Below are 22,764 nucleotides of genomic sequence, written 5' to 3'. Positions count from 1 at the left end.
TACGATTCCGTCCAGGGCATACGGTGATAAGCAGGGCGCTTGCGCTTTTGTTCTTAGTTATAAGAATGTGCGTTTTACACGGTCCCAGTATGAATTGTTTTTTAATTTGACTGTTTTAACCACTTTATCACTCAGCGTAACAGTCATATTCTGGACATTCCTGATTGAATACGCTTCGTTATCGAGTCCGATAATTGGGTAATCGTTGCCGTCCTGTACAACTTGAAGCGTTAATTTCCGATCCTTATTTAAAATAAACGAGGACCCGAGGGTGCGGTATCGATTATTGTTCAGTGACGCTAGTTCCGACACCTGAAAACAAGGGATTTTCGGATCTATGACTGCCCCACTGGTGGATTTGTTATAGCCGGTACTTCCTGTAGGCGTAGCAATTATCAGACCATCTCCCCGAAACGTTTCAAAATGCAGGTCATCTATGTAGACATCAATAACAATTGTTTTAATGAGGGTTGAACGGATACTTACCTCATTCAGACAATAGAAGGATGGCTCATCATTCACCTGAACTTCAGTGATAGGGAAGCGACGCACTTCCAATTCTTCATGTTCCATCGAATGCAGCATTTCATCAAAATTATCCATATTGAAATCACAGTACAGACCAGACTCATTCGCCTGGGTTATCCCGGTATACAAACAATCCTGTCGAAAACCTGTTTTTCGTACAGCCTGAAGAAATGCTCCATCCCCACCAATACTTATTATTACATTGGCATTATCGGGATTTTCTACAATTGTAAATCCATTATTTTCTGCAAGATTATATAAAGGTTCTAGCTTATGTTCCTGTTTTTGATTGAAAAAGCAAATGTTTTTGCGGTCTGGCATAGTGATTTATTACCTCCTGTACAAAGTCTACTTTCGCTCATCGTAACATTTTTTACCCTTTTTTTCCTTTCTGTTAACCAGAAATGAGTAAAACTGCAAATATGCAGCAAAATAGAGATACGGGGTGACGGTTATGGTTGAGCTGATAAGCGGCATTTTTATAATTGGGGTTCTTCTTCTATTTTCAAAAGTGAAAGTATCCGGAGAAATGTTCATTGGCCAGAAGAAGCAAGTGCTTTCCATTGCGGTGTATATTTATGGAGTACGACTGATTAGGCGACAGGTAGATTTGTCGGGAGGCCAGCAAAAAGATAAGACATTCAGGGAAGTATTGGATCAGTTTCATAAGATGAGTGAAAACTTTGGTCAAAAGGTCCGAACTTACGGTAATATTGCATCCATTTTGTTAAAACCCCTGACATTCAGGAAATTGGCCTGGACCACCAGGGTGGGGACTGGCGATGCAAGTAGCGCTGGAATGACAGCGGGAGGAATTTGGGCTGCTAAAGGCACAATCACTGGATTGCTTTCAGTAAAATGCACGCTCAAATGTAATCCCCTTCTTGAAGTGATTCCCCTTTTTAATCAGCGGTTTATTCAGTCTGAACTTGACTGCATTGTAACGGTAAGGATTGGGAAAGCTATATACGCATTTCTGATGGCAATGAGGAAATTATCAACTAAGAAGCAGGCATTTATTTAACAGTTAGGAGGATTACTATGGATGAGCATCCTATTCAGGGATTAATGACAACTGCAATGGAGAATCTTAAAGATATGATTGAGGTTAATACCATAATTGGGGACCCGGTGGAGTCACCGGATGGAAGTGTTATTGTACCCGTTTCGAAAGTGGGATTCGGTTTTGCGGCAGGAGGTAGTGAATTCAGCCCCGGCAACAGTAAAGGCGATTCAGGAGGTAGTGACACGCTGCCATTTGGTGGAGGTAGTGGTGGAGGTGTATCTATTACACCAGTAGCCTTCCTCATTGTCAGTCCAAAAGGTATTAAGATGGTACACCTCGATGAAAATACACATATTTACGAAAAAATGCTTGATTTCGCTCCTAAAGCCGTGGAAAAAATCCAGCAAATTCTAAAAGAGTCCGGTATGAATATGAAAAGAAGCCAGCATTCGGACAAACAATCCAACAAAGAGAAATCAGGAAATGAAAACTCCGGCGAGGAAAGCTCCGGAAAGAATAACTCTGGAAAAGATAACCAAAAGTCAAAGGAGGAAGATTCCGGTAGTTCCATGTATGATATCTAGTGTTCAGCCCCGTTCCTCCGGTTTATAATATTGGACATCGATTGGCAATAAATTCATAATGAAGAATGTAGACAATCTATATCTTATAGGAGGAATGATTTGAATGGCTAATGTTACATTCAAGGAGAATCCTGTTACACTTTTGGGGAACGAATTGTCAGCCGGGGACCAGGCTCCTGACTTTACGGTATTAACAAATGATTTGCAAGAAGCGAAACTGAGTGACTATGAGGGAAAAGTCAAATTGATCAGTGTCGTGCCGTCCATTGATACAGGAGTATGTTCTGAACAGACACAGCGGTTTAATAAGGAAGCTGAGAATATTGGTAATGTACAGGTGTTAACTATAAGTATGGACTTGCCTTTTGCGCAGAAACGCTGGCGGGAGGTAAATAAAGTACAGGAACTCGAAATGTTATCTGACCACCGTGATGCAGATTTTGGAGAAAAATATGGTGTTCTAATAAAAGAAATGCGATTACTTTCCCGGTCAATTTTTGTAGTGGATTCACAGAACAAGATAACGTATACCGAATATGTTTCTGAGAATACCAATCATCCGGATTACGACCGAGCTCTCCAGGAAGCGAAAAAAGCTAAATAGTGTTATCTTCAGATCTTCCCTGTTAAAATACTGCAGGGAAGATTTTTATAGTGACAGCATTCGGCCATAAATTATATGCATTTGTACTGACCATCTGGTACACTTTGAACAGTGTAAGGCAAGAATTAGCACTTATCTGCAATGTGATTTGCAGCTGATATAAACTGTTAGATAATGATCGGGGGAATAATAATGAAACAGACCAACGTAGAAACATTGTTCGGCCAATTGGACAAGGCAGTTGAGTTGATACAGGAGAATATGAACGAGACATACCTTGACAGTCTGACGGTCGCAATGGAAGTCTTTTTTTACCAGGAACTTTCAGAGGATACAGATGAGAATTTAAAGCAGAAGCTGGAGAACATATTAAAAGAAACCGATGTGTCTTCCTATCACACCGAAGAGATTCGTAAAGCAGTACAGTTGGCAATTCTTAAAGGGATGAAGGGGCCAACCCAGCAGCAGCACCTAATGACACCGGATACCGTTGCATTGTTTGTCGGGTATCTTGCCGAGAAGGTAATGAAAAACAGGGAAGACATCCGCGTGTTTGACCCAGCGGGTGGTACGGGTAATTTACTGACAACTGTGCTTGGACAATTGAAGCAGACAGAGTCGGCCTTTGCAAGTGAAGTCGACCCAACGCTGATTCAGCTGGCTGTATTGAATGCAAATCTCCAACAAAAACAAATTGAATTTTTTCACCAGGACAGTCTGCGCCCGTTTCTGCTTGACCCTGTTGACTTGATTGTATCCGATCTACCTGTTGGTTATTATCCCGATGACATTCGTGCAAACGACTTCGAACTTAAAGCGGATGAAGGACATTCGTATGCCCACCATCTGTTCATTGAACAAAGTATGAATTATACAAAGGATGGAGGATATCTGATTTTCGTTATTCCTGATTTCCTTTTTGACAGTGATCAGTCTGATAAACTTCATGCTTACCTACAAGAGTTTGCGCATATTGTCGGAGTTCTCCGTCTTCCGGAAACTGCTTTTAAATCTGAGAAAAGTATAAAAAGCATTCTTATCCTGCAGAAGAAGGGCGAGAATACGGCGACACCAAAACAGCCGTTGCTGGTGAAACTGCCATCCTTTAAAAATACCCAAGCCATGAATGATATTCTGGCACAAATGAATTCGTGGTTTTCCACGTATATGAAAGAGTAGCTTAGTACAGGGAGTTGAACAACATGCATAACAACATTCTGGCAATAAACGCAGGAAGTTCCTCGCTGAAATTCCAGCTGATACGTATGCCCGAAGAGGAAGTAATGGCAAAAGGGCTTGTCGAACGAATTGGCCTGCCTGACTCCGTTTTTACATTGGAGACAAATGGAAACAAAGATAAAATGGTTATGGATATTCCAGACCACGAAGATGCAGTTAACCATCTGCTGGATAAATTGATGAAATCTGGTGTAATCAAATCGATGGATGAGATAGAGGCAGTCGGTCATCGTGTAGTTCATGGCGGCGAGAAATTCAGCGATTCAGTTCTGATTACCGAGAAGGTTATCGAAAGTATTGAAGAGGTTTCCGAGCTTGCTCCATTGCATAACCCGGCTAACCTGACGGGAATCCGGGCATTCCAGGAAATCCTTCCAGATGTACCGATGGTTGCAGTATTTGATACTGCTTTCCATCAGGCAATGCCTGAAAAATCATTTTTGTACAGCCTACCATATGAGTATTATGAAGAATATGGTATTCGAAAATATGGATTTCATGGCACTTCGCATAAATACGTATCCCAGCGTGCTGCCGAAATGATAGGCAGACCGCTTGATCAGTTGCGTCTGATTTCCTGTCACTTGGGTAACGGGGCAAGTATTGCAGCGATTGAGAAAGGGAAATCGATTGATACATCGATGGGCTTCACACCGCTTGCGGGGGTTACTATGGGAACCCGTTCAGGGAACATTGACCCTGCACTAATTCCATATATTATGGAGAAAACCGGAAAATCAGCTTTCGATGTCATCAATATTTTAAATAAGAAAAGTGGGATGCTTGCGCTGTCCGGCTTCTCCAGTGATTTGCGTGATATTGAACAACGCGCTGGCGAAGATGAACGTGCTGAGCTTGCACTTGAAGTGTTTGCAGGTCGGATTCACAAATACCTAGGATCTTATGCTGCCCGTATGTCCGGTGTGGATGCTATTATTTTTACCGCTGGTGTTGGAGAAAACAGTGATGTAGTACGGGAAAAAGTACTTCACGGGCTGGAATTTATGGGGGTTTACTGGGATCCTTCCTTAAACAAAGTACGTGGTAAAGAAGCATTTATTAACTATCCGCACTCACCTGTAAAAGTACTCGTCATTCCTACAAATGAAGAGGTCATGATTGCACGGGACACGGTCAGGTTATCTGAGCAAGCGTAAGGGGGAGCTTTATGTCAGTTCATGAGCATAAACAGGAGAGGAAATCTGTTAATTGTATGGTGATCACGGTCAGTGACACGAGAACAGCGGAGACCGATAAAAGCGGAAAGCTTATGGTTTCCATGCTGGAAGAGGCGGGCCACCAGATTACAGGCAAACTGATTGTTTGTGATGAAAAAACGGAAATTAGGGAGCAGATTGAAACAGCAAGCTTTTCGGCTGAAGTGGATATTATTTTGATTAACGGTGGAACTGGAATTGCTTCCAGAGATGTCACTATTGAAACAATCGAGTCACTTTTTGAAAAAGAAATTCCGGGTTTTGGTGAGTTGTTCAGGATGCTGAGTTATCAGGAGGATATAGGTTCTGCAGCAATTTTATCAAGGGCAGTCGCCGGTGTGTATAACGATACCGTAATTTTTGCAACACCAGGATCGTCAGGAGCGGTGAGCTTGGCTATGAAACGCCTTATTCTTCCCGAACTGTCTCACCTCGTTCATGAAGTAAATAAAGACAGCTAGATAAAAATAACGCCTAGATGAACTCAGGCGTTATTTTTATCGTACAACAAGCACATCACAACTGGCATACCGGGTTATGCTTTCAGAGACGCTGCCTATCAGAAAGCGTTCGACTGTGCTCATGCCTGTCGCACCGCAAATAATCAAATCTGCACCATATCGAACGGCAATATCTTTAGCAATTTTCACTTTTGGGGATCCATATTCCACACACCGGGTTAGATTTGTAATTCCGGCTTTACTGGCACTTTCTTCATATTGGTCCAACAGCTCTTTTGCGTAATCTTCTGCACGTTCGGCGAGTGTCCGGTCATACGCTTCAGCTGTGGCGAAGGTTCGGGAATCGACAACATGGGCAAGAATCAGACGGGCATTATTTCGCTTTACGATATCAAGGGATTTTTTAAATGCTTTTTCTGATGCTTCTGACCCGTCCACGGCAACCACGATATTTTTATATTCAAAGTCCATCTGGTTTCACCTCTCCCTTTAATTTTAAAAATTACCTCTTATTTACACTATAAGGGTTTTGCTCCAAAGTTGGAAACAGAAACTCCACCTAAAAACAATTAAAGTGTCAGCTATGTGACAAACTAATGATGGAGGTGATTTCCCTTGAAAAAACAGCAGCAGTTATTTGAGGATAAAAAAGGTATTTCAGCAGTGCAGAACCAGCTGATTGAAAGTTATCAGAGTGGTGTAATTGAGGACAAGGAAAACCTCTCCAATAACAGGGGCATTCACAAATATAATAACCAGAAAAATTAACAAATGCTCAAATCCATCCCGGATAGCCGGGGTGGATTACTTTCGTCTCTAATAGTATATTATGGTATAATTCCAATCATGATAAACAGTTCCTAGTGGATAAGAAATCCCTACTCCTCATGGACAAATAAATTTGGGGTACCTATGTATTTTAAATGTTTTAGTATCCAGAAAAGGAGGGCAAATTATGGGACATGCGTTGGTAACTGCCGGAACATCCGGGCTTGGCAGGAAAGTGATCGAGGAATTTTTGAAAGCTGGCCATTCCGTAACAACCACATATTTTATGAATGATAAAAAAGCCCTGAAAGTAAAAGAACAGTTGTCGGACTATCATGATTCTTTACATATTGTACAGGCGGATGTCACAAAACAAGCCGATATTGAGAAACTCGTTGAAGAGGCGCGGTCAATATTTGGTGGTATTGACTATCTCATCAATAATGCTGGCCCGTTTATTTTTGAGCGGAAAAAATTGCTTGATTACTCCAATGATGAATGGCATGAAATGATTCAAGGCAACTTGGATGCTGTTTTTTATCTGCTTAAACTTACGGTTCCGCATATGCGAGAACAACGGTTTGGCAGGATTGTCAACTATGGATTTCAAGGAGCAAACAGTTCATCCGGATGGGTGTACCGTGCTGCTTTTGCGGCAGCCAAGAGCGGCCTTGTGTCGCTGACAAAATCGGTCGCTTTTGAAGAAGCGGAAAACCAGATTACATCGAATATGGTCTGTCCCGGTAATATAGTTGGTGATATGAAGGAAAGTACTATTGAGAAAAGCAGAAAGGTTCATGATGACACCACGCCGGTTGGAAGACCGGGTACTGGGGAGGATATTGCACGAACGATTCTGTATCTATGCGACGAAGACTCTGACATGATTACCGGGTCTGTTTTTGAAATAACGGGCGGACTTGATGTTATCAACCGGCACAGATAAATCTGTTAAGTGAGAAACTTGTAGTGCTTTTTTATTTTGGATTTGTTACAATGAAAGTGCTTTCATACCATAATAATAAATAAAGCAGAAATCTAGTTGGGAGGGTATATCATTGAATATTGGGGTACCTAGAGAGTTGAAAAATAATGAAAATCGTGTAGCTATGACACCGGCTGGCGTACTAACGCTTAGGTCGTCCGGCCATGAAGTATACGTGGAGACCGGTGCAGGGCTAGGTTCTGGGTTTACTGATGACCAATATGCAGAAGCAGGCGCAGTGATCGTTGAAACTGCAAAGGAAGCCTGGGAGCAGGAAATGGTCATGAAGGTTAAAGAACCTTTGCCGGAAGAATATGATTATTTTTATGAGGGGCTTATATTATTTACTTACTTACATCTGGCTGCAGAGCCTGAACTTACAAAGGCAATGATTGATAAGAAAGTTGTCGGCATAGCCTATGAGACAGTTCAACTAAAGAATAACTCGCTGCCGCTCCTGACACCTATGAGTGAAGTTGCTGGTCGCATGGCTGCTCAAATTGGCGCTCAGTTCCTTGAAAAATCCAAAGGTGGAAAAGGTATCTTGCTTGCTGGGATACCAGGGGTAAAACGCGGAAAAGTTACGGTTATTGGCGGAGGAGTCGTTGGTACCAATGCAGCTAAAATTGCAGTTGGGTTAGGTGCTGATGTGACTATCATCGACCTAAATCCGGAGCGTCTTCGTCAGCTAGATGATATCTTTGGTTCCTCAATTAATACGATGATATCCAATCCAATGAATATTAGTGAATCCATTGCCGAATCAGACCTAGTGATCGGAGCTGTACTGATCCCTGGTGCCAAGGCGCCAAAACTTGTCAGTGAAGATATGGTTAAGGCAATGCATGAAGGGTCGGTAATTGTGGATGTCGCCATCGACCAGGGTGGTATTTTTGAAACAAGTGATCGGATAACCACACATGATGATCCGACCTTTACAAAGCACGGGGTAGTTCACTATTCTGTTGCCAATATGCCAGGTGCGGTGCCGCGGACTTCCACAATCGGCCTGACAAATGTTACGGTACCATATGCTGTTCAGCTGGCAAATAAAGGTTACCAAAAGGCATGCCTTGACAATGAGGCACTTTTGAAAGGAATTAACACATTAGACGGATATGTAACTTACGAAGCTGTTGCTGAATCACATGGCCTCCACTATGATGACGTACACAGTCTGTTAGGTAAGTAACGAGTGCCTATTTGAGATGCTCCTGAATAAAATAGCAGGCTGGTTTATTCATAAATCTCCAATCTCCCTGCTATTTTTTGGTTATTTTAAGGTTTCCCCGGTGAAATGCCGTGGGATCAGGGTTATGAGAGGTCGAAGGAAGTGGAGGACCTGGTCAAACGCCGTTCATCGAGATGATGAGGGCTCGAAGCTACTGGCAAACTTGGCTAAACTTCGTATAAGTGCCTGCGGATACCTAGAGAAGAAAAATAGAGGATAAAAAATAGCATGCGAAATCGCCAAAATTTCGCATGCTGTGTATCTGTCTCCGTATTAGGATAACTTTATTTAATCGATAACCCGAAGTTCTTTTGGCGATTTGGTTAGTATCTCTGGTCCATCTTCGGTCATGAATACCATATCTTCAATCCGTACCCCGCCAGTGCCTGGAACATAAATTCCCGGCTCGATTGTATAGCACATACCTGCCTTCAGTGGCAGCTTGTTGTTGGAATGCATAGAAGGATATTCATGTGTTTCTACTCCAATGCCGTGTCCAACCCGGTGGGTGAAGTATTTTCCGTAACCAGCCTGTTCGATATAGTTTCTCGCTGCTTTATCCAAGTCTCCGACAGGCGTACCAATTTGTGAAGCATGAATCGAGCTTTTCTCTGCTTCTAGAACAGTGTTATAAACTTTTTCCTGTTCAGGTGTAACGGATTTGTATGCAACTGTTCTGGTGATATCCGAGCAATACCCCTGATAGATAACGCCTAGATCAAAAAGCACCATATCTCCTTTACTGATTTTTCTGGAGGTTGGAGTGCCGTGTGGGGAGGCTGTTTTGGCCCCTGAAAGAGTCATTGTGGTAAATGACATTTCACGGATTCCCTGCTTTTTTAGCTCAAATTCAATTTTGCCGATAATCTCCATTTCTGAAACACCTTCACTTATTGCTTCAATTCCGGTTTTTACTCCAAAATCAGCAAGTTTTGCCGCTTCCTGCAGAAGTTCATACTCTTCATTACTTTTAATTACACGTAAGTTTGCCAAAATTTCCTGTCCGTCAGCAAACTCTGCACCTGGCAGAACCGCTTTGATTTGCTGGTAGCGTTCGAGTGAAAGATCATTATACTCAAGCGCAGTTGATGCAGGAGTACTGTCGTTCTTTTTAAGGTAGTTTTGAAATAGTTCCCATGGGTTTTCATGATCACTATATGTAATAAGTTTGTGTTTCCATCCAGCCTCGAGCGCATCTTCTTTTTCCATTGAGGGAATAATCAATAATGGATCATGGAACTTGCTGACGTACACAGCAATTACACGTTCATGTGGTTCGGTGTAATAATTACTTAGATAGTAAAAGTTAGCTTTTGATGTGACGAGCATACTGTCCAGGTTCTGCTTTCTTAGTTCGTTTAATAATGTATCGAGTCTGTTGGTCATTGTTACACCCCTTTTAGTTGATGATTTTATTATAACAAAAGAAACTATCTTTAATAACAGTAGGACTTGTTGATCAAAAAATGAAACCTTTGAGAATATAAACCGTAATACATAAAGAAGTATAATTGGATAGTATGTGAGGTGAAAGAATGGGTCTGTTTTCAAATCTTTTCTCTAAAAATAAGCAGCAGAAACCTGCCCCGAAAGAGCGCACGGCACTATCAATTCAGATAGGTGATATTATAACCTACGACCTGAGGGATTTTGAAGTTGTCGGTAAGATTACGTATCGGGACGGGAGTTATGAGTGGTATGGCTATCAGTTGCTGGAAGGAAGGGATACAATCTGGCTGTCTGCAGAAATGGATGATGAGCTCGAACTGGGCGTTTATAAAAAAATACAATATCCTGTATCCAAGCCCTATCCAAAAGAGTTATCATATGAAGACAGGAAATATTATCTGGAAGAATCCGGTACAGCGCGTGTGACCGGAGAAGGTCGCAGTTCCAATCTGAATGGGACAGAAACTAATTATGCAGATTACAGTACAGACGACGAGAATCATTTCCTGAGTTTTGAATCATGGGGAACAGAAACGGAAGCCAGCTACGGCTATCCAATAGAATCATATGAAATAAAAATACTGGCAGGATCAAATTAAGGAGGATTATTATGTTTAAATTTTTTAAACGAGTTAAAACGGTTGTAGGTTCAGAGATGAATGCTATGCTAGATAAGGCTGAAGATCCAGTGAAAATGCTTGATCAGTTTATGCGGGATATGTCCGAGGATATACGTGAGGTTGAAGCAGCGGTGGCAAAACAGATTGCCAACGAGAAAATGCTCAAACGTAAAGCAGACGACGCACAGGCTATGGTGGAGAAACGTCAGAAGCAGGCTGAGCAGGCTATTGAATCAGGAAATGATGACCTTGCACGTAGAGCACTTGCCGACAAAGGCGAACATGAAAGTCAGGCTACAATGATGAAGGAATCATGGGAACGTGCGAAGAGTGATGCTGATGTGCTTCGAAACAAGCTTGATGAAATGAAAAAAGAGTATCAGCAAATGAAGCTAAAGAAAGACTCGTTAAAGGCACGTGCTGAATCAGCCAAAACAAGAACTAAAATGAACCGTACCATGTCCTCTATTGGTAACGATGAATCCAAGCAAGGATTTGAACGCATGGAAGAGAAGGTCATGCAGTTTGAAGCGGAAGCTGAGACAAGTGAAGATTTATCGCAGGAAAGCCGCTCACTGGACGATGAGTTTGAAGATTTAAATAAGAATGATGTTGACGATGAACTGGCCGCTCTTAAAAAGAAAATGGGCAAAGAATAACTACAATCGGGGCAGACATTAAAGGGTCTGTCCCATCTCTTCGGTATTTTAATATGGATGGAAGGGGGGATCTGTTTGACAAGGAAATGGAGCGTATTGATATCTTTATTATTCATAAGTCTGTTTGCCGCCGGTTGTGCACCGTTTCTGGATAGGGGTATGCAGGATACAGATATAACAGCTGATGATGTACCGCAGGAACCTTCCCGGGAAGAACTCGAGTCAAAAATCAAAAGCAATACCAGTAAGGAAATTGACGATATTATTCAGGCTAATTTTACATTACTTGATGTAGTGGCTGGAGAGGGGAATCGTGAAGCGAATATATACGCTACGACAGCATTTACATTACCTCAACTGGAATCAGCATTAACTGCAGCGATGGAGCCTGAAAAAAGAAGTGAAGTTAAAGACAACCGGCAAATTCTGATTTATCCTGAACACTTCGTCACGCTTAGAGTGAGTGAAGATGATAAGGACGTACTTTTAATTGAAGTTGCAGATGATGAGTTTGTCCGGCGCAATTATTCGCCGAATTTCTTGACTACATATTTCGCAATACGTCTTCTGGATGATGTCCTCGATGTCGACGACTGGGGTAAGCGGAGAACAAGGGAGTGCAGGACAGGAAATTGTTACGGAGGCTATACAAGTAAAATGTACGGAGCGCCAGGCCGTGGAAATACCTCTTTCAGGGGCGGCGGACCCGGAGCAGGAAAATAAAAGGAGTGATAAAATGGGACCATATATAGCGACGTTTGTTTATTTTGCAGTATCGGTTTTAATCGTATTTATTGGTTTGGTAATCTTTGAGAATATGACAAAAAAATATAAAGATATGGATGAGGTTTTAAAGGGGAACCAGGCGGTTGCGATGTCAATCGCTGGAAAAATAATCGGGATATGTATTGTGCTTGCGTTTGCGATCTATCATAGCACAGCGATTTATGAGACGATTATCTGGGGTGCGTATGGGGTTATCCTGCAGATGCTGGCATACGTTTTGTTTGAAGCGTTAACACGAAAATTTTCAGTGGAAGAACAGCTTCTGAAGAATAATGTTGCAGTTGGTACAATTTCAATGGGTGTGTCAATCGGGCTTGCCTTTGTGATCGGAGCATCAATAACGTAAAAAGAAAAGAACAAGCGGCCAGCCTGAGAACCTGGCCGCTATATTATTTCTGGGCTTGAACATGGAGAGGATTTAATGGACGATAAAGCAATAAAACAGAGTAATTTTATCTACTGGGCTTCGGGAATTGTATCCATTTGTGGCATTATCTTTGAAGTGCTGTTTGGGGCACTGGGATCGTACATATTGGGCGATGGCGTGAAACAGTATACGCTGACCATCTCGCTCTTTCTGACAGGTATGGGAATTGGCGCCAGTATCAGCGAGCGGGTGATGAAGAACCTGGTCATCACGTTTATTTATATTGAGTTTGGTGTGGCACTGATCGGCGGTTTTTCAAGTTTTACCATGTTTGGGATAACTGCATTTGCACCGTCTGGAACGGATGCATTTTATCTTTATCTTGTGACCTTTCTTGTTGGCGCACTCACTGGTATTGAACTTCCTATACTAATCCGGAAAGCGAACGAGATTGGGGTAACCTTGAATAAGAGTACTGCTCGGGTTCTGTTTTCAGATTACGCCGGCGGACTGATTGGCGGGTTGCTATTTGTATTTTTACTGCGGCCACAGTTTGGGATGGTGAAATCTGCATTTTTTGTTGGGTGTATTAACCTCTCTGTCGCTTTAATTGTACTTTGGCTGTTCCGAAAAGAAATACGCAGATTTTCTTTACATGCGCTAATTGGTAGCGTTATAGGAATCTTGCTACTGGCGGGTCTGTTTTTCGGAGAGGCGATGGCATTTAAGTTTGAACAGAAGTTGTATAAAGATCCCATTATCCACATGGAAGAAAGTAAATATCAGAAAATTATTCTTACCCGGGATGGTAGCGATGTCAGGCTGTATCTGGATGGGTCCCTTCAGTTTAGTTCCACCGATGAATATCGTTATCATGAGGTACTAGTTCATCCGACCATGGAATATGCCAGTGACCCTGAAAACGTGCTGATTCTTGGCGGTGGAGACGGGATTGCAGCAAAAGAAGTTCTTAAGTATGAAAGTGTAGAAGAAATAACGCTGGTCGATTTGGATCCTGCTGTGACGAAGCTTGCAAATTCGAACCGACAGCTTCTGCAGCTTAATCAGGGGTCCCTGACCAATGAAAAAGTTGAAATCATTCATAGGGATGCATTTGAGTTTCTTGAAGATAGTGAAGACTGGTATGATGTAATTATAGTAGATTTGCCGGACCCTAATAATGAGAGTCTGAACAAGTTGTACACAAAGGAATTCTATTCGCTGATCCGTAATCATCTTTTACCCGATGGAGCAGCGATGATTCAGGCGACGAGTCCGGTATTCGCCACAAAAGTATACTGGACTATTGCTGAAACAGTGGCGGCCACAGGTATGGCAACTGAGAATCTCCATACGGATGTTCCGAGCTTTGGCAACTGGGGATTTGTAATGGCGAGCAGAAAGCCGATTGACTTAAGCAGTATAACAATCAGCGAAGAGACCAGGTACTTGACAAGTGATATGTTGGAAGGATTGACGGAATTTGGCAGGGATGAGGACAAGCGGATAAAAGATAAGAATGGTAATTTGTTTTCACTGGAGGTCAACACCTTAATAGATCCCAATCTAATTCAGCTTTACGAAAGTGCTTGGAAAAATTACTGAACGGGTAAAGGAAAAACGGTTAGTTTTATCGAATTTATTTAAAGCGGAAAAAATTGAAAGGGAGCGATTAACGTGAAAATCTCTTATCATGGACATTCTGTGGTTCAGGTTAAAACAGACAGTCACACCATTTTGATTGACCCATTTATTTCAGGAAACGAAAAGTGCGATTTGGATGCTGATAAGGTCGAGGCAGACGTTATTCTGCTGACCCATGGTCACAACGACCACGTTGGGGACACTGAAGCAATTGCTAAACGTAATGATGCGCTGGTTGTGGCACCTAATGAGCTTGCAAACTATTTGGACGGTAAAGGCTTGAATACCCACCCGATGCATATTGGCGGCGCACGTGAATTCGATTTTGGAAAAGTGAAGTTCACACAGGCCTTCCACGGATCCTCATTCACAGAAGAGGATGGTACGATTATTTATACCGGGATGCCAGCGGGTATTCTGCTTACAATTAACGGAAAAACCATTTATCATGTTGGCGATACTGGGCTATTCAGTGACCTTAAATTGATTGGAGACATGAATGATATCGATATTGCATTTGTTCCAATTGGGGATAACTTTACAATGGGGCCAGATGATGCGCTGGTGGCAACTGACTGGATAAATGCCAAAATGGTAGTACCGGTTCATTATAATACATTCCCGGTCATCGAGCAGAATCCGGATGAGTTTGCTGCTAATGTGAAGACCGGTAAAGGTTTGGCGATGAAGATAGGTGAATCACTGGAAATGTAGGATAAAAAACGTGAGCGACGGTGCTCACGTTTTTTTCTATCGCGTTATATGATAAATCGAATAACCTTCAGGCTCAAAGCATGTAGAGGTTTCTTTTACCAACTCGGAAATTTCCTCTCCCCTTTCAAATTTGCCCTTAATGCACAATTCTCCTTTAGACCCTTTAAAGTTAATCACCCCTCTTAAATAAAAGTTTTTATGAGCCACAATTGTTACTTTGTTGTGTATGGTAATTCCATTCATAAAAGCAACATGTTCATTGAAGTTATATTTGTTTTTACAGACCTCGTTTTTTTTATTTTTTATTATGATTTCTTCGTTGAATTTAACATTCTCATCAAAGGTACAATCCTCAATATTCCCTTCCTTAAAATCGTCAGGGTTAGTTGCAGTTATATTTAAGGTATAGGATTCCTGGCGGGAAAAGGTAGTTTTAACAGGCAGGCTGACTCCTGATTGGGTTGTAGCGACGAGATCGATGAAAAGCGGCTTTTGATTGGAGACACCGTTGATACAGTTATCGGTTATATAAAGATTAGATTCTCCGTTTTTTATCGTGTAATCCTTAATGGTAAGATTACTGCTTTCGTTAAAACAGAGATCTGTCTCACCTTGATTATACTGATTCCGTAGCTCGCTGATCAATACGTTGGTATTCTGACTCAACGAGATTTGATTGGAAGTTGTTTCTTCACTGTCCAACGACTGAAAGAGAATAGACGACGCCAGTACGATTACGATACCAAATAGCGATATAGATGCAAGTAATTCTACTAACGTTAATCCTTTTTGGTTATAAAAATGTCGAATTGGCATATTATTCACATCCCGAATCGTGCTATAATAGGTAAAAAGTCATATCCAAGGGGTGAAAACGCTTGTTTACCAGATTTCGACAATTAAACAGTGACGGATTTACCCTTATAGAGATTATAGCATCTATTACGATACTTGGGATAGTTGTGATAGCTTTTTTGCCAATATTTCCGCAAATCAGCAGCTGGAATGGAAAAACGAGTGATAATTTAACAGCCAGTAACTTGTTAAGCGAGGTTGCCGAAGATGTAAAGGACATCACGGTAAGTGAACTGTTCCAAGGGGACATTTCTGACTGTCCGGAGTATCAGCCGGATGATGTATTCTTCAGCAATTATCTTGGTGAATATGAAGCCAGGATAAATGTATGTAATGAAAAAGAAGTTAATCTGTATCGGACGAAAATAAATATATATACGCCAGACGGCAGCCTTGTCAGTGAATCTTATACATATATTTCAGGTGATCGCGATGAGTAATTTAAAAAGTGAACGAGGCGCTGTGCTAGTAGTGACTTTAATGGTGATAACCCTCCTGATGCTGTTTATACTGGCACAGTTTTCACAGGTTTCTAATACAACGAAACAGGTGGCCACAATGGAAGAGAATATTGATGCCCAGTTGATTGCCGATATGGGTGTCGAGTATTACTACCAGCTTGTCATGAATTATCATGACAAGCAAAGACCAGTTAGTAGTTTAAAAGATTTCGTCGCTCACTTACCAGAAAACGTGCCTGAAGTGGCTATTGATAATAATCATTCTTTTAAAATAACGCAGCTGCAAACAGAACCGGAAGTAATTACAAATGAGACTGCCACCATCACAATTATATATACGAGTGAAGGCAAGGCATTTCGTGCAGTGGAAACAAAAGAGGGTCAGATTACGATTAATCTAGAACACTAAAAAGGGAATGAGGTGTCACAAATGATTGCAAGAAAACGTCTTGGTGATTTATTGGAAGATGCAGGTTTAGTTACAGCTGAACAGATCAGTGATGCTTTGGAAAACAAAAAAGATGAGCAAAAACTTGGTGACGCATTGCTTGAACGCGGGTATATCACGGAGCGACAGTTAATTGAGGCGTTGGAGTTTCAGCTGGGTATTCCGCATGTATCACTCTATCAGTACCCTATCGAAGAACAAGCACTAGGTTACATTCCCAAAGAACTCGCTCAGAAGAACTACATTATGCCGCTTCAGGTTCGGGATAATACATTGGTCGTGGCAATGAAAGACCCGATGGATTATTACATAATTGATGACCTGGAAATGGCTACCGGTTACAGTATTTCCCCTGCTATTGCAACGAAGGACGACATTCTTTATGCAATTAATAAGTTTTATTTTAAAAAAGAAACTGAAGTAAGAGTGGAATACAGCAATGGAACTGCAGATGACGAGGCACCGGTTATACGATTGCTGGATCAACTCCTGAATACAGGAGTGCAGCTGCGTGCCAGTGATATACATATCGATCCACAGGAATCCAATATAATCGTACGATACCGGATTGACGGCCGTCTGCAGACGGAAAACACTGTTACCAAGCATATGCAGAATTCTTTGGTTGCCCGAATAAAAATTCTCGCCGATATGAATATCACACAGACACGATTACCGCAGGATGGCCGGATTAAGACAGCTATAGCAGGAACCCCGGTGGACCTGAGGATTTCCTCACTTCCAACAATTCATGGTGAAAAAGTCGTCATTCGAATCCTTGACTTAAATAATGCATTGATGCAACTAAGCGAATTGAATTTTTCTCAGGAAAACCATAAGAAGTATCGGCAGCTGATCTCACAGCCGTCTGGGCTTGTCCTACTTACAGGGCCGACCGGTTCTGGGAAAACCTCCACACTTTATGCATCACTGAACTTTTTGAATAAGGAAGCAGACAATATTATTACGGTTGAAGACCCGGTTGAATTTCAGCTAGACGGTATCAACCAGGTACAGGTGAATAGCTCAGTTGGACTTACGTTTGCGAATGGTCTTCGATCGATTTTGCGACAGGACCCCAATATCATAATGGTTGGGGAAATCCGTGATCAGGAAACTGCTGAAATTGCTATTCGTGCATCACTTACCGGCCATCTTGTTTTCAGTACCCTGCATACCAACAGTGCAATTGATACAGTGCCACGTTTGTTTGATATGGGAATAGAGCCTTATCTGGCTGTCTCGGCATTGAACGGAATAGTGGCACAGCGGCTCGTCCGGAAAATCTGCATGGACTGTAGGGAGAAACGGGAACCAACTGAAATGGAGAAAGAAATTTTTGCGCGGAATGGCGTGGAGCCTGAATTTATATATTTTGGTGAAGGATGCAGCAGCTGCCATCAGCGTGGATACCGTAGCCGACTGGCAGTTCATGAAGTACTTGTGATTGATGAAACAATCCGAAGTATGTTGCTGAATAATAGGCCATTAAAAGAAATCAGGGATTATGCCGAAGAACAAGGTATGGCATTTCTTATGGAGGATGGGCTTGAGAAGGTGAGGGCAGGTCTGACAACTATAGAGGAGATCATGCAGGTCTCAATCAGTCTGTAAGGAGAGATTTCTATGAAAGAACAATTTGATAAATGGTTGAGGGAGGCATTTCACCAAAAAGCGTCGGATGTGCATTTAACAATCGGGAAAGCTCCCATCTTCAGGGTTAATGGTCAATTGATTGAACAGCCAGGCGAAAAGCTTGCACCTGACTTCACTAGACAAATTGTAAAGGAAATCATTCCTGAACAGCTTTGGAGTAAGCTTGAAAAAAATCGGGAGCTTGATTTCTCGTATGGGATTAGTGGGTTGTCCAGATTCAGGATAAACACATTTTATCAGCGCGGAGAATTATCGCTCGCAATCCGGATTGTTCCTACCACAATTCCTTCAATGGAGGATTTAGACTTACCTGCCATTACGAGGCAGATTGTTAATTATCAACAGGGACTCGTTTTGGTTACGGGACCGACCGGGAGCGGCAAGAGCACAACGCTTGCCTCGATGATTGACTATATGAATAAGACAATGCGCCGGCATATTATTACACTTGAAGATCCCATTGAATATATCCATAGTCATCAGCACTCTATCATCGACCAGCGGGAGGTTGGATTTGATACAACCAGTTTTGCCGATGGCTTACGGGGGAGTTTGCGTCAGGACCCTGATGTTATTTTGTTGGGAGAAATGCGGGATCTAGAAACGATAGCAACTGCCATTACCGCTGCTGAAACTGGACACCTTGTGCTTGGTACGTTACATACTTCGGATGCAGTCTCGACGATTGAACGCATAATTGATGTGTTTCCACCGGCGCAGCAAACTCAAATTCGTATCCAGTTGGCGACAATACTGAAAGCCGTAGTTTCCCAGCGATTACTGATTACTAAACATAATAAAGGCCGCAATATAGCAACTGAGATTTTAATGAACACGAATGCGGTTAAAAATCTGATTCGCAATGACAAGCTTTATCAAATCCAGAATGTGCTGCAAACATCTAAAGAACAAGGAATGCACACGTTGGAAATGGATTTGAAACGTCTCTTACAACAGGATATAATCACGTATGAAACAGCGTCACCTTTCATGCAGGAAAGAGGCATGTAGGACATGAATTACCAATACAGTGGAAGAAATAATGCTGGACAAAAAATCAGAGGGAAAATTGATGCAGATACCCGGCAGATAGCTCTAAATGAGCTGGAGCAAAAAGGTTTGATTATTGTAGAGCTGACAGAAACGAAACCATGGAACAAAGACATTAATTTATCCCAAAAAGTAAAGGTGAAAGACTTTGTTATTTTCCTTAGGCAGTATGCTACATTAATCCATGCCGGTATCTCAATTTCTGATTCCACTAAAACAATGATCAAGCAAACAGAGAATAAAGTGCTTAAAAAGGCTTTGGTTGATATTGATAAACAGCTCGACCAAGGACAGGCTTTGTCAACTGCAGCAAAGCGGCACCCCAAAGTGTTTCCTGAGCTCCTTGTCAATATGATACGCGCAGGGGAGGCAAGCGGTAAGCTGGATGAAATTCTAAGCGAGATGGCGGACTACTACGAACGAGAGTACCGGAATAAGCAACGAATCGTTTCGGCTTTGATGTATCCGTCAGTGGTAGGCATTGTAACAATGTTACTGAGTATTTTTCTGTTGGTATATATTGTGCCAAGATTTGTTGGTATGTTTAATTCTTTTGGGGAAGAAATACCGCCGTACACAAAATTTGTGCTTAATCTAAGTGAATGGGTCGGTTCGTTCTGGTGGGTGTTGGTTATCGTTGGAATCCTTTGTGTAGCTATCTATAGGTATCTTATCCAAAAAGAGGCTTTCGCTTTTCGGATAGACAGAATTCGAATGAAGTTTCCGTTCCTCGGTATTCTTGTCCATAAGGGTGCACTTGTCCGAATGACACAGACGCTAAGCACGCTTGCCAACAGTTCCGTGCCAATTTTGCAATCAGTAGAAATTACTGAAAAAGTTGTGGGAAACCGTGTTATCCGGGAAGTTTTGATTAAGTCCAGACGTTCTCTGGAGCAGGGCGAATCTCTGACAACGCCAATGATGGGTCACTGGGCTTTTCCAGCACTGGTTGTCCAGATGATACAAATTGGAGAAAAGACAGGAACGCTAGATCAGATGTTAAAGAAAGCTGCTGATTTTTATGAAGAAGAAGTTGAGCAGTTGTCAGCACGGATTAAGACATTGATTGAACCGCTTATGATAATCATCCTGACTGTTCTAGTAGGTGGGATAATAACCGCGGTGGTCATACCGATGTTTTCATTATTTGAAAATATTCAATAATCTTGTAGATATCTATCTATGAATATATTATAATGAAAGTAGGAAAAAAGTAGGATACGGTGAACGTCTGCCTCTATTTGGGCACTTTGGCAGACGGGAGTGAGTAGTGCAACCGGCCGAATACATATAAGGGAGCGGTATTTATGTTAAGAAGTATAAAGAAGCTGGTGAAAAAAGAAAAAGGTTTTACCCTGGTGGAACTACTTGCTGTGATTGCTATTCTTGCTATTATTTTGGCGATTGCGGTACCGGCGGTAGGGAATGTAATCAGTGATTCAGAGACAAAAGCAGAACAGGCGAATGCTGAGTTGTTTGAGAATGCTGCTAGGTTGGCTCATGTTAGTGGCGTAGAATCTGCTAGCGATGAGTATTCTTTAAAAACACTACACGACGAAGGATATTTAGAAGAAATACCAGACGTTCCAGGTACAGATAAACCTTATGATGAATCAAAAAAAGTAAAAGTAACTATTCTGGATAATGGTAGTGCGGAATTTGAATTCATTCAATAATGATAACAACGCCTTGCTTCAATGCTGCAGGGCGTTTTCTTAAAATTTACTATATTTTTATCAAGGAGCAACAACCATGGAAACCCTTCTAACATTCTTTTTCTTCCTCATGGGCCTGATTTTCGGCTCATTCTTCAACGTAGTAGGATTACGCCTTCCAAAAAATATTCCATTTGCAAACGATAGATCAATTTGTCTGAACTGCAAACATCAGCTTACATGGTATGAAAATATCCCGCTTCTCTCCTATGCAATCCAGGGGGCTAAATGCCGACACTGTAAAGCGAGCATCTCATACATATACCCAGCAATCGAACTATTAACCGGCGTTTTATTTGCAATAAGTTATGTTAAAATCGGATTCAATCCTGAGCTGGTTACCGCAATTCTCCTGATGTCCATGCTAATAATTATTTTGGTTACAGATATAAAGTATATGCTTATCCCTAATAAGGTTTTGCTGTTCTTCTTTCCGTTACTCCTCATTATGCGAGTGATCGTTCCCTTTGATCCATGGTGGTCAGCGGCAGCAGGATGTTTAACCGGTGCTCTTGTTATTGCAGTTATTATTCTTATAAGCCGAGGCGGGATGGGCGGCGGAGATATGAAACTATTTGGAGTTATAGGTCTGGTTCTCGGAGTAAAAGAAGTTCTGTTGGCCTTCTTTCTCTCTTGTATGATTGGAGCCATTATTGGAATAGCATTGCTTTCATTAAAAATAATTAGCCGAAAACAGCCGGTCCCCTTTGGTCCCTACATAGTTGTTGGTACGATCATTACATATTTTTACGGTGATTTTTTGATAGATTGGTATTTTAATTTCAGTTAGGCAGGTGACACAATGAACTTTTTAAATCAGGGCAGAGTTAATATCGTGATAACAAACAAGGTCTTAAGATACGCGTATAGTAAGAACCCTTCAACCGAGGGGATTACATCGCATGGGGAGATTACACTACCTGCTGGTACTATTAAGGACGGTACAATTGTGGACAAATCTGCTTTCTATAAAATAATTGAGGATCTTGTCCAAACCCACAAATGGAAACGGAAAAAGCTCCACTTTGCCATTCCGGATGATACCGTCGTAATAAGAAAGGTCCAAATCCCTTCTGCGCTGACCCAGGAGGAGTCTTCGGGGTATATTAGAACACAGCTTGGCAACAGTTTTTATCTGCCATTTGCTAATCCAGCGATCGCTACCGAGTTTCTGGAGGCAAACGGGGAAAGTCGGGATGCATTGCTGTTTGCTTACCCAAAGGATAAACTGCATGCCTTTGAAGTGTCTTTTGAGGATGCGGGATTGAAACCAACAGGCGCCGATCTTACGTCATTATCTGTTTACCGGTATTATTTTAAAAATGCAGTTCAGCCGGGGGAAAATCATGTATTGCTAATTCACTGGAATGAGGATTCCCTTGTGCTAACTGCCTTTCAGCAGCATAAAGCTATTTTTACCCGATATATGAAGGTAGAAACTAGTAAAGAGGAACTGACAGAAGAGTATGCCATGCAGATTATCAGCGAGCATCTTATTGAAATTAACAGGATCATCGATTTTTATCAGTACTCCATAACAAAAGGTGAATCCAGAATTAATCAGTTGTTGCTATCCGGTGATTTCTCTTTCCTAAATGAGGCTAAAGAACAACTTATCGATACTGTTCCGTTACCCGTTTATACATTCAATCATGAAAAGTTCGCAGAAAAATATACCGATGTTCTTGGTCTGTCAATAAAACCTGATTAAAAAAGG

The 22,764-nt window shown here is 41.7% G+C and carries 27 protein-coding genes and 1 riboswitch; of the genes, 23 read left to right on the top strand and 4 right to left on the bottom strand.

Translation table 11 applies throughout. The features are described from left to right. Positions 1-57 precede the first annotated feature (57 nt). On the bottom strand, positions 58-849 hold the full coding sequence (locus ACFO3D_RS00610; protein WP_390292633.1) for an NAD kinase: 792 nt from the start codon (positions 847-849) through the stop codon (positions 58-60). Positions 850-982: 133 nt separating this feature from the next. On the opposite strand from ACFO3D_RS00610, the gene ACFO3D_RS00605 reads away from it, so the two are divergent. From ACFO3D_RS00605 to ACFO3D_RS00580, 6 genes are all read left to right on the top strand, one after another. Then, a complete protein-coding gene (locus ACFO3D_RS00605) occupies positions 983-1,552 on the top strand; it encodes a DUF2953 domain-containing protein (protein WP_390292632.1) in 570 nt (189 codons plus the stop codon). A 17-nt stretch (positions 1,553-1,569) separates the two neighbouring features. Then, positions 1,570-2,118, top strand: a complete 549-nt coding sequence (gene ytfJ, locus ACFO3D_RS00600; protein WP_390292631.1) for a GerW family sporulation protein — start codon at positions 1,570-1,572, stop codon at positions 2,116-2,118. 103 nt (positions 2,119-2,221) lie between these two features. Then, on the top strand, positions 2,222-2,722 hold the full coding sequence (gene tpx, locus ACFO3D_RS00595) for a thiol peroxidase (RefSeq protein ID WP_390292630.1): 501 nt from the start codon (positions 2,222-2,224) through the stop codon (positions 2,720-2,722). 192 nt (positions 2,723-2,914) lie between these two features. Next, positions 2,915-3,901, top strand: coding sequence for a class I SAM-dependent methyltransferase (locus ACFO3D_RS00590; RefSeq protein ID WP_390292629.1), 987 nt, complete (start codon positions 2,915-2,917; stop codon positions 3,899-3,901). Positions 3,902-3,924: 23 nt separating this feature from the next. Next, positions 3,925-5,118 carry an acetate kinase gene (locus ACFO3D_RS00585; RefSeq protein ID WP_390292628.1) on the top strand — a complete coding sequence of 398 codons (1,194 nt, stop codon included), beginning with the start codon at positions 3,925-3,927 and terminating at the stop codon, positions 5,116-5,118. An 11-nt stretch (positions 5,119-5,129) separates the two neighbouring features. Next, the gene (locus ACFO3D_RS00580; RefSeq protein ID WP_390292627.1) at positions 5,130-5,639 is read left to right on the top strand and encodes a MogA/MoaB family molybdenum cofactor biosynthesis protein; all 510 of its coding nucleotides are present in this window, start codon (positions 5,130-5,132) and stop codon (positions 5,637-5,639) included. A 36-nt stretch (positions 5,640-5,675) separates the two neighbouring features. On the opposite strand, the gene ACFO3D_RS00575 is transcribed toward ACFO3D_RS00580, so the two are convergent. After that, positions 5,676-6,110: a universal stress protein gene (locus ACFO3D_RS00575; RefSeq protein WP_390292626.1), complete on the bottom strand. Its 435-nt coding sequence runs from the start codon at positions 6,108-6,110 to the stop codon at positions 5,676-5,678. Between the two features lie 144 nt (positions 6,111-6,254). Here ACFO3D_RS00575 and ACFO3D_RS00570 point away from each other — a divergent pair, with 144 nt between their 5' ends. The 3 genes from ACFO3D_RS00570 to ald all read left to right on the top strand — a co-directional run bounded on the left by ACFO3D_RS00570 (position 6,255) and on the right by ald (position 8,584). Beyond that, positions 6,255-6,407, top strand: coding sequence for a hypothetical protein (locus tag ACFO3D_RS00570; protein WP_390292625.1), 153 nt, complete (start codon positions 6,255-6,257; stop codon positions 6,405-6,407). 187 nt (positions 6,408-6,594) lie between these two features. Next, positions 6,595-7,353: an SDR family oxidoreductase gene (locus ACFO3D_RS00565; RefSeq protein ID WP_390292624.1), complete on the top strand. Its 759-nt coding sequence runs from the start codon at positions 6,595-6,597 to the stop codon at positions 7,351-7,353. A gap of 112 nt (positions 7,354-7,465) precedes the next feature. Next, entirely contained in the window at positions 7,466-8,584 is a 1,119-nt protein-coding gene (ald, locus tag ACFO3D_RS00560; protein ID WP_390292623.1) for an alanine dehydrogenase, read from the top strand. 327 nt (positions 8,585-8,911) lie between these two features. Here the strand turns inward: ald and ACFO3D_RS00555 are convergent, their stop codons facing one another. Continuing rightward, positions 8,912-10,009, bottom strand: coding sequence for a M24 family metallopeptidase (locus ACFO3D_RS00555; RefSeq protein ID WP_390292622.1), 1,098 nt, complete (start codon positions 10,007-10,009; stop codon positions 8,912-8,914). A 149-nt stretch (positions 10,010-10,158) separates the two neighbouring features. On the opposite strand from ACFO3D_RS00555, the gene ACFO3D_RS00550 reads away from it, so the two are divergent. The 6 genes from ACFO3D_RS00550 (at position 10,159) to ACFO3D_RS00525 (ending at position 14,862) form a co-directional block, all read left to right on the top strand. Next, positions 10,159-10,671, top strand: a complete 513-nt coding sequence (locus tag ACFO3D_RS00550) for a DUF4178 domain-containing protein (protein ID WP_390292621.1) — start codon at positions 10,159-10,161, stop codon at positions 10,669-10,671. An 11-nt stretch (positions 10,672-10,682) separates the two neighbouring features. Further along, on the top strand, positions 10,683-11,351 hold the full coding sequence (locus ACFO3D_RS00545; protein ID WP_390292620.1) for a PspA/IM30 family protein: 669 nt from the start codon (positions 10,683-10,685) through the stop codon (positions 11,349-11,351). Positions 11,352-11,426: 75 nt separating this feature from the next. Then, positions 11,427-12,074 carry a DUF4247 domain-containing protein gene (locus tag ACFO3D_RS00540; RefSeq protein ID WP_390292619.1) on the top strand — a complete coding sequence of 216 codons (648 nt, stop codon included), beginning with the start codon at positions 11,427-11,429 and terminating at the stop codon, positions 12,072-12,074. 13 nt (positions 12,075-12,087) lie between these two features. Continuing rightward, positions 12,088-12,483, top strand: a complete 396-nt coding sequence (locus ACFO3D_RS00535) for a DUF350 domain-containing protein (protein WP_390292618.1) — start codon at positions 12,088-12,090, stop codon at positions 12,481-12,483. 75 nt (positions 12,484-12,558) lie between these two features. Beyond that, entirely contained in the window at positions 12,559-14,109 is a 1,551-nt protein-coding gene (locus tag ACFO3D_RS00530) for a polyamine aminopropyltransferase (protein ID WP_390292617.1), read from the top strand. Positions 14,110-14,181: 72 nt separating this feature from the next. Further along, positions 14,182-14,862, top strand: a complete 681-nt coding sequence (locus ACFO3D_RS00525) for a metal-dependent hydrolase (protein WP_390292616.1) — start codon at positions 14,182-14,184, stop codon at positions 14,860-14,862. Positions 14,863-14,898: 36 nt separating this feature from the next. Here the strand turns inward: ACFO3D_RS00525 and ACFO3D_RS00520 are convergent, their stop codons facing one another. After that, positions 14,899-15,678 (bottom strand): PilW family protein, encoded by a 780-nt coding sequence (locus tag ACFO3D_RS00520; RefSeq protein ID WP_390292615.1) that lies wholly within the window; start codon positions 15,676-15,678, stop codon positions 14,899-14,901. Between the two features lie 62 nt (positions 15,679-15,740). Here ACFO3D_RS00520 and ACFO3D_RS00515 point away from each other — a divergent pair, with 62 nt between their 5' ends. From ACFO3D_RS00515 to pilM, 8 genes are all read left to right on the top strand, one after another. Next, entirely contained in the window at positions 15,741-16,157 is a 417-nt protein-coding gene (locus ACFO3D_RS00515) for a type II secretion system protein (protein ID WP_390292614.1), read from the top strand. After that, the gene (locus ACFO3D_RS00510; RefSeq protein WP_390292613.1) at positions 16,150-16,587 is read left to right on the top strand and encodes a hypothetical protein; all 438 of its coding nucleotides are present in this window, start codon (positions 16,150-16,152) and stop codon (positions 16,585-16,587) included. The genes ACFO3D_RS00515 and ACFO3D_RS00510 overlap by 8 nt, the downstream gene beginning before the upstream one ends. A 21-nt stretch (positions 16,588-16,608) precedes the next feature. Continuing rightward, positions 16,609-18,240, top strand: coding sequence for a GspE/PulE family protein (locus ACFO3D_RS00505; protein WP_390292612.1), 1,632 nt, complete (start codon positions 16,609-16,611; stop codon positions 18,238-18,240). A gap of 12 nt (positions 18,241-18,252) precedes the next feature. Further along, positions 18,253-19,293: a type IV pilus twitching motility protein PilT gene (locus ACFO3D_RS00500; protein WP_390292611.1), complete on the top strand. Its 1,041-nt coding sequence runs from the start codon at positions 18,253-18,255 to the stop codon at positions 19,291-19,293. Positions 19,294-19,296: 3 nt separating this feature from the next. After that, positions 19,297-20,496: a type II secretion system F family protein gene (locus ACFO3D_RS00495; RefSeq protein ID WP_390292610.1), complete on the top strand. Its 1,200-nt coding sequence runs from the start codon at positions 19,297-19,299 to the stop codon at positions 20,494-20,496. Between the two features lie 43 nt (positions 20,497-20,539). Beyond that, a riboswitch (cyclic di-GMP riboswitch) is annotated at positions 20,540-20,623 on the top strand. 16 nt (positions 20,624-20,639) lie between these two features. After that, on the top strand, positions 20,640-21,008 hold the full coding sequence (locus ACFO3D_RS00490; protein ID WP_390292609.1) for a prepilin-type N-terminal cleavage/methylation domain-containing protein: 369 nt from the start codon (positions 20,640-20,642) through the stop codon (positions 21,006-21,008). Positions 21,009-21,084: 76 nt separating this feature from the next. Continuing rightward, on the top strand, positions 21,085-21,837 hold the full coding sequence (locus ACFO3D_RS00485) for a prepilin peptidase (protein ID WP_390292608.1): 753 nt from the start codon (positions 21,085-21,087) through the stop codon (positions 21,835-21,837). Positions 21,838-21,849: 12 nt separating this feature from the next. Next, the gene (gene pilM / locus ACFO3D_RS00480; protein WP_390292607.1) at positions 21,850-22,758 is read left to right on the top strand and encodes a type IV pilus biogenesis protein PilM; all 909 of its coding nucleotides are present in this window, start codon (positions 21,850-21,852) and stop codon (positions 22,756-22,758) included. Positions 22,759-22,764: the final 6 nt, after the last annotated feature.

This window comes from Virgibacillus kekensis (assembly GCF_042654125.1).
GTDB lineage: Bacteria > Bacillota > Bacilli > Bacillales > Amphibacillaceae > Lentibacillus > Lentibacillus kekensis.
This window is presented reverse-complemented; position numbering and strand designations above follow the sequence as displayed.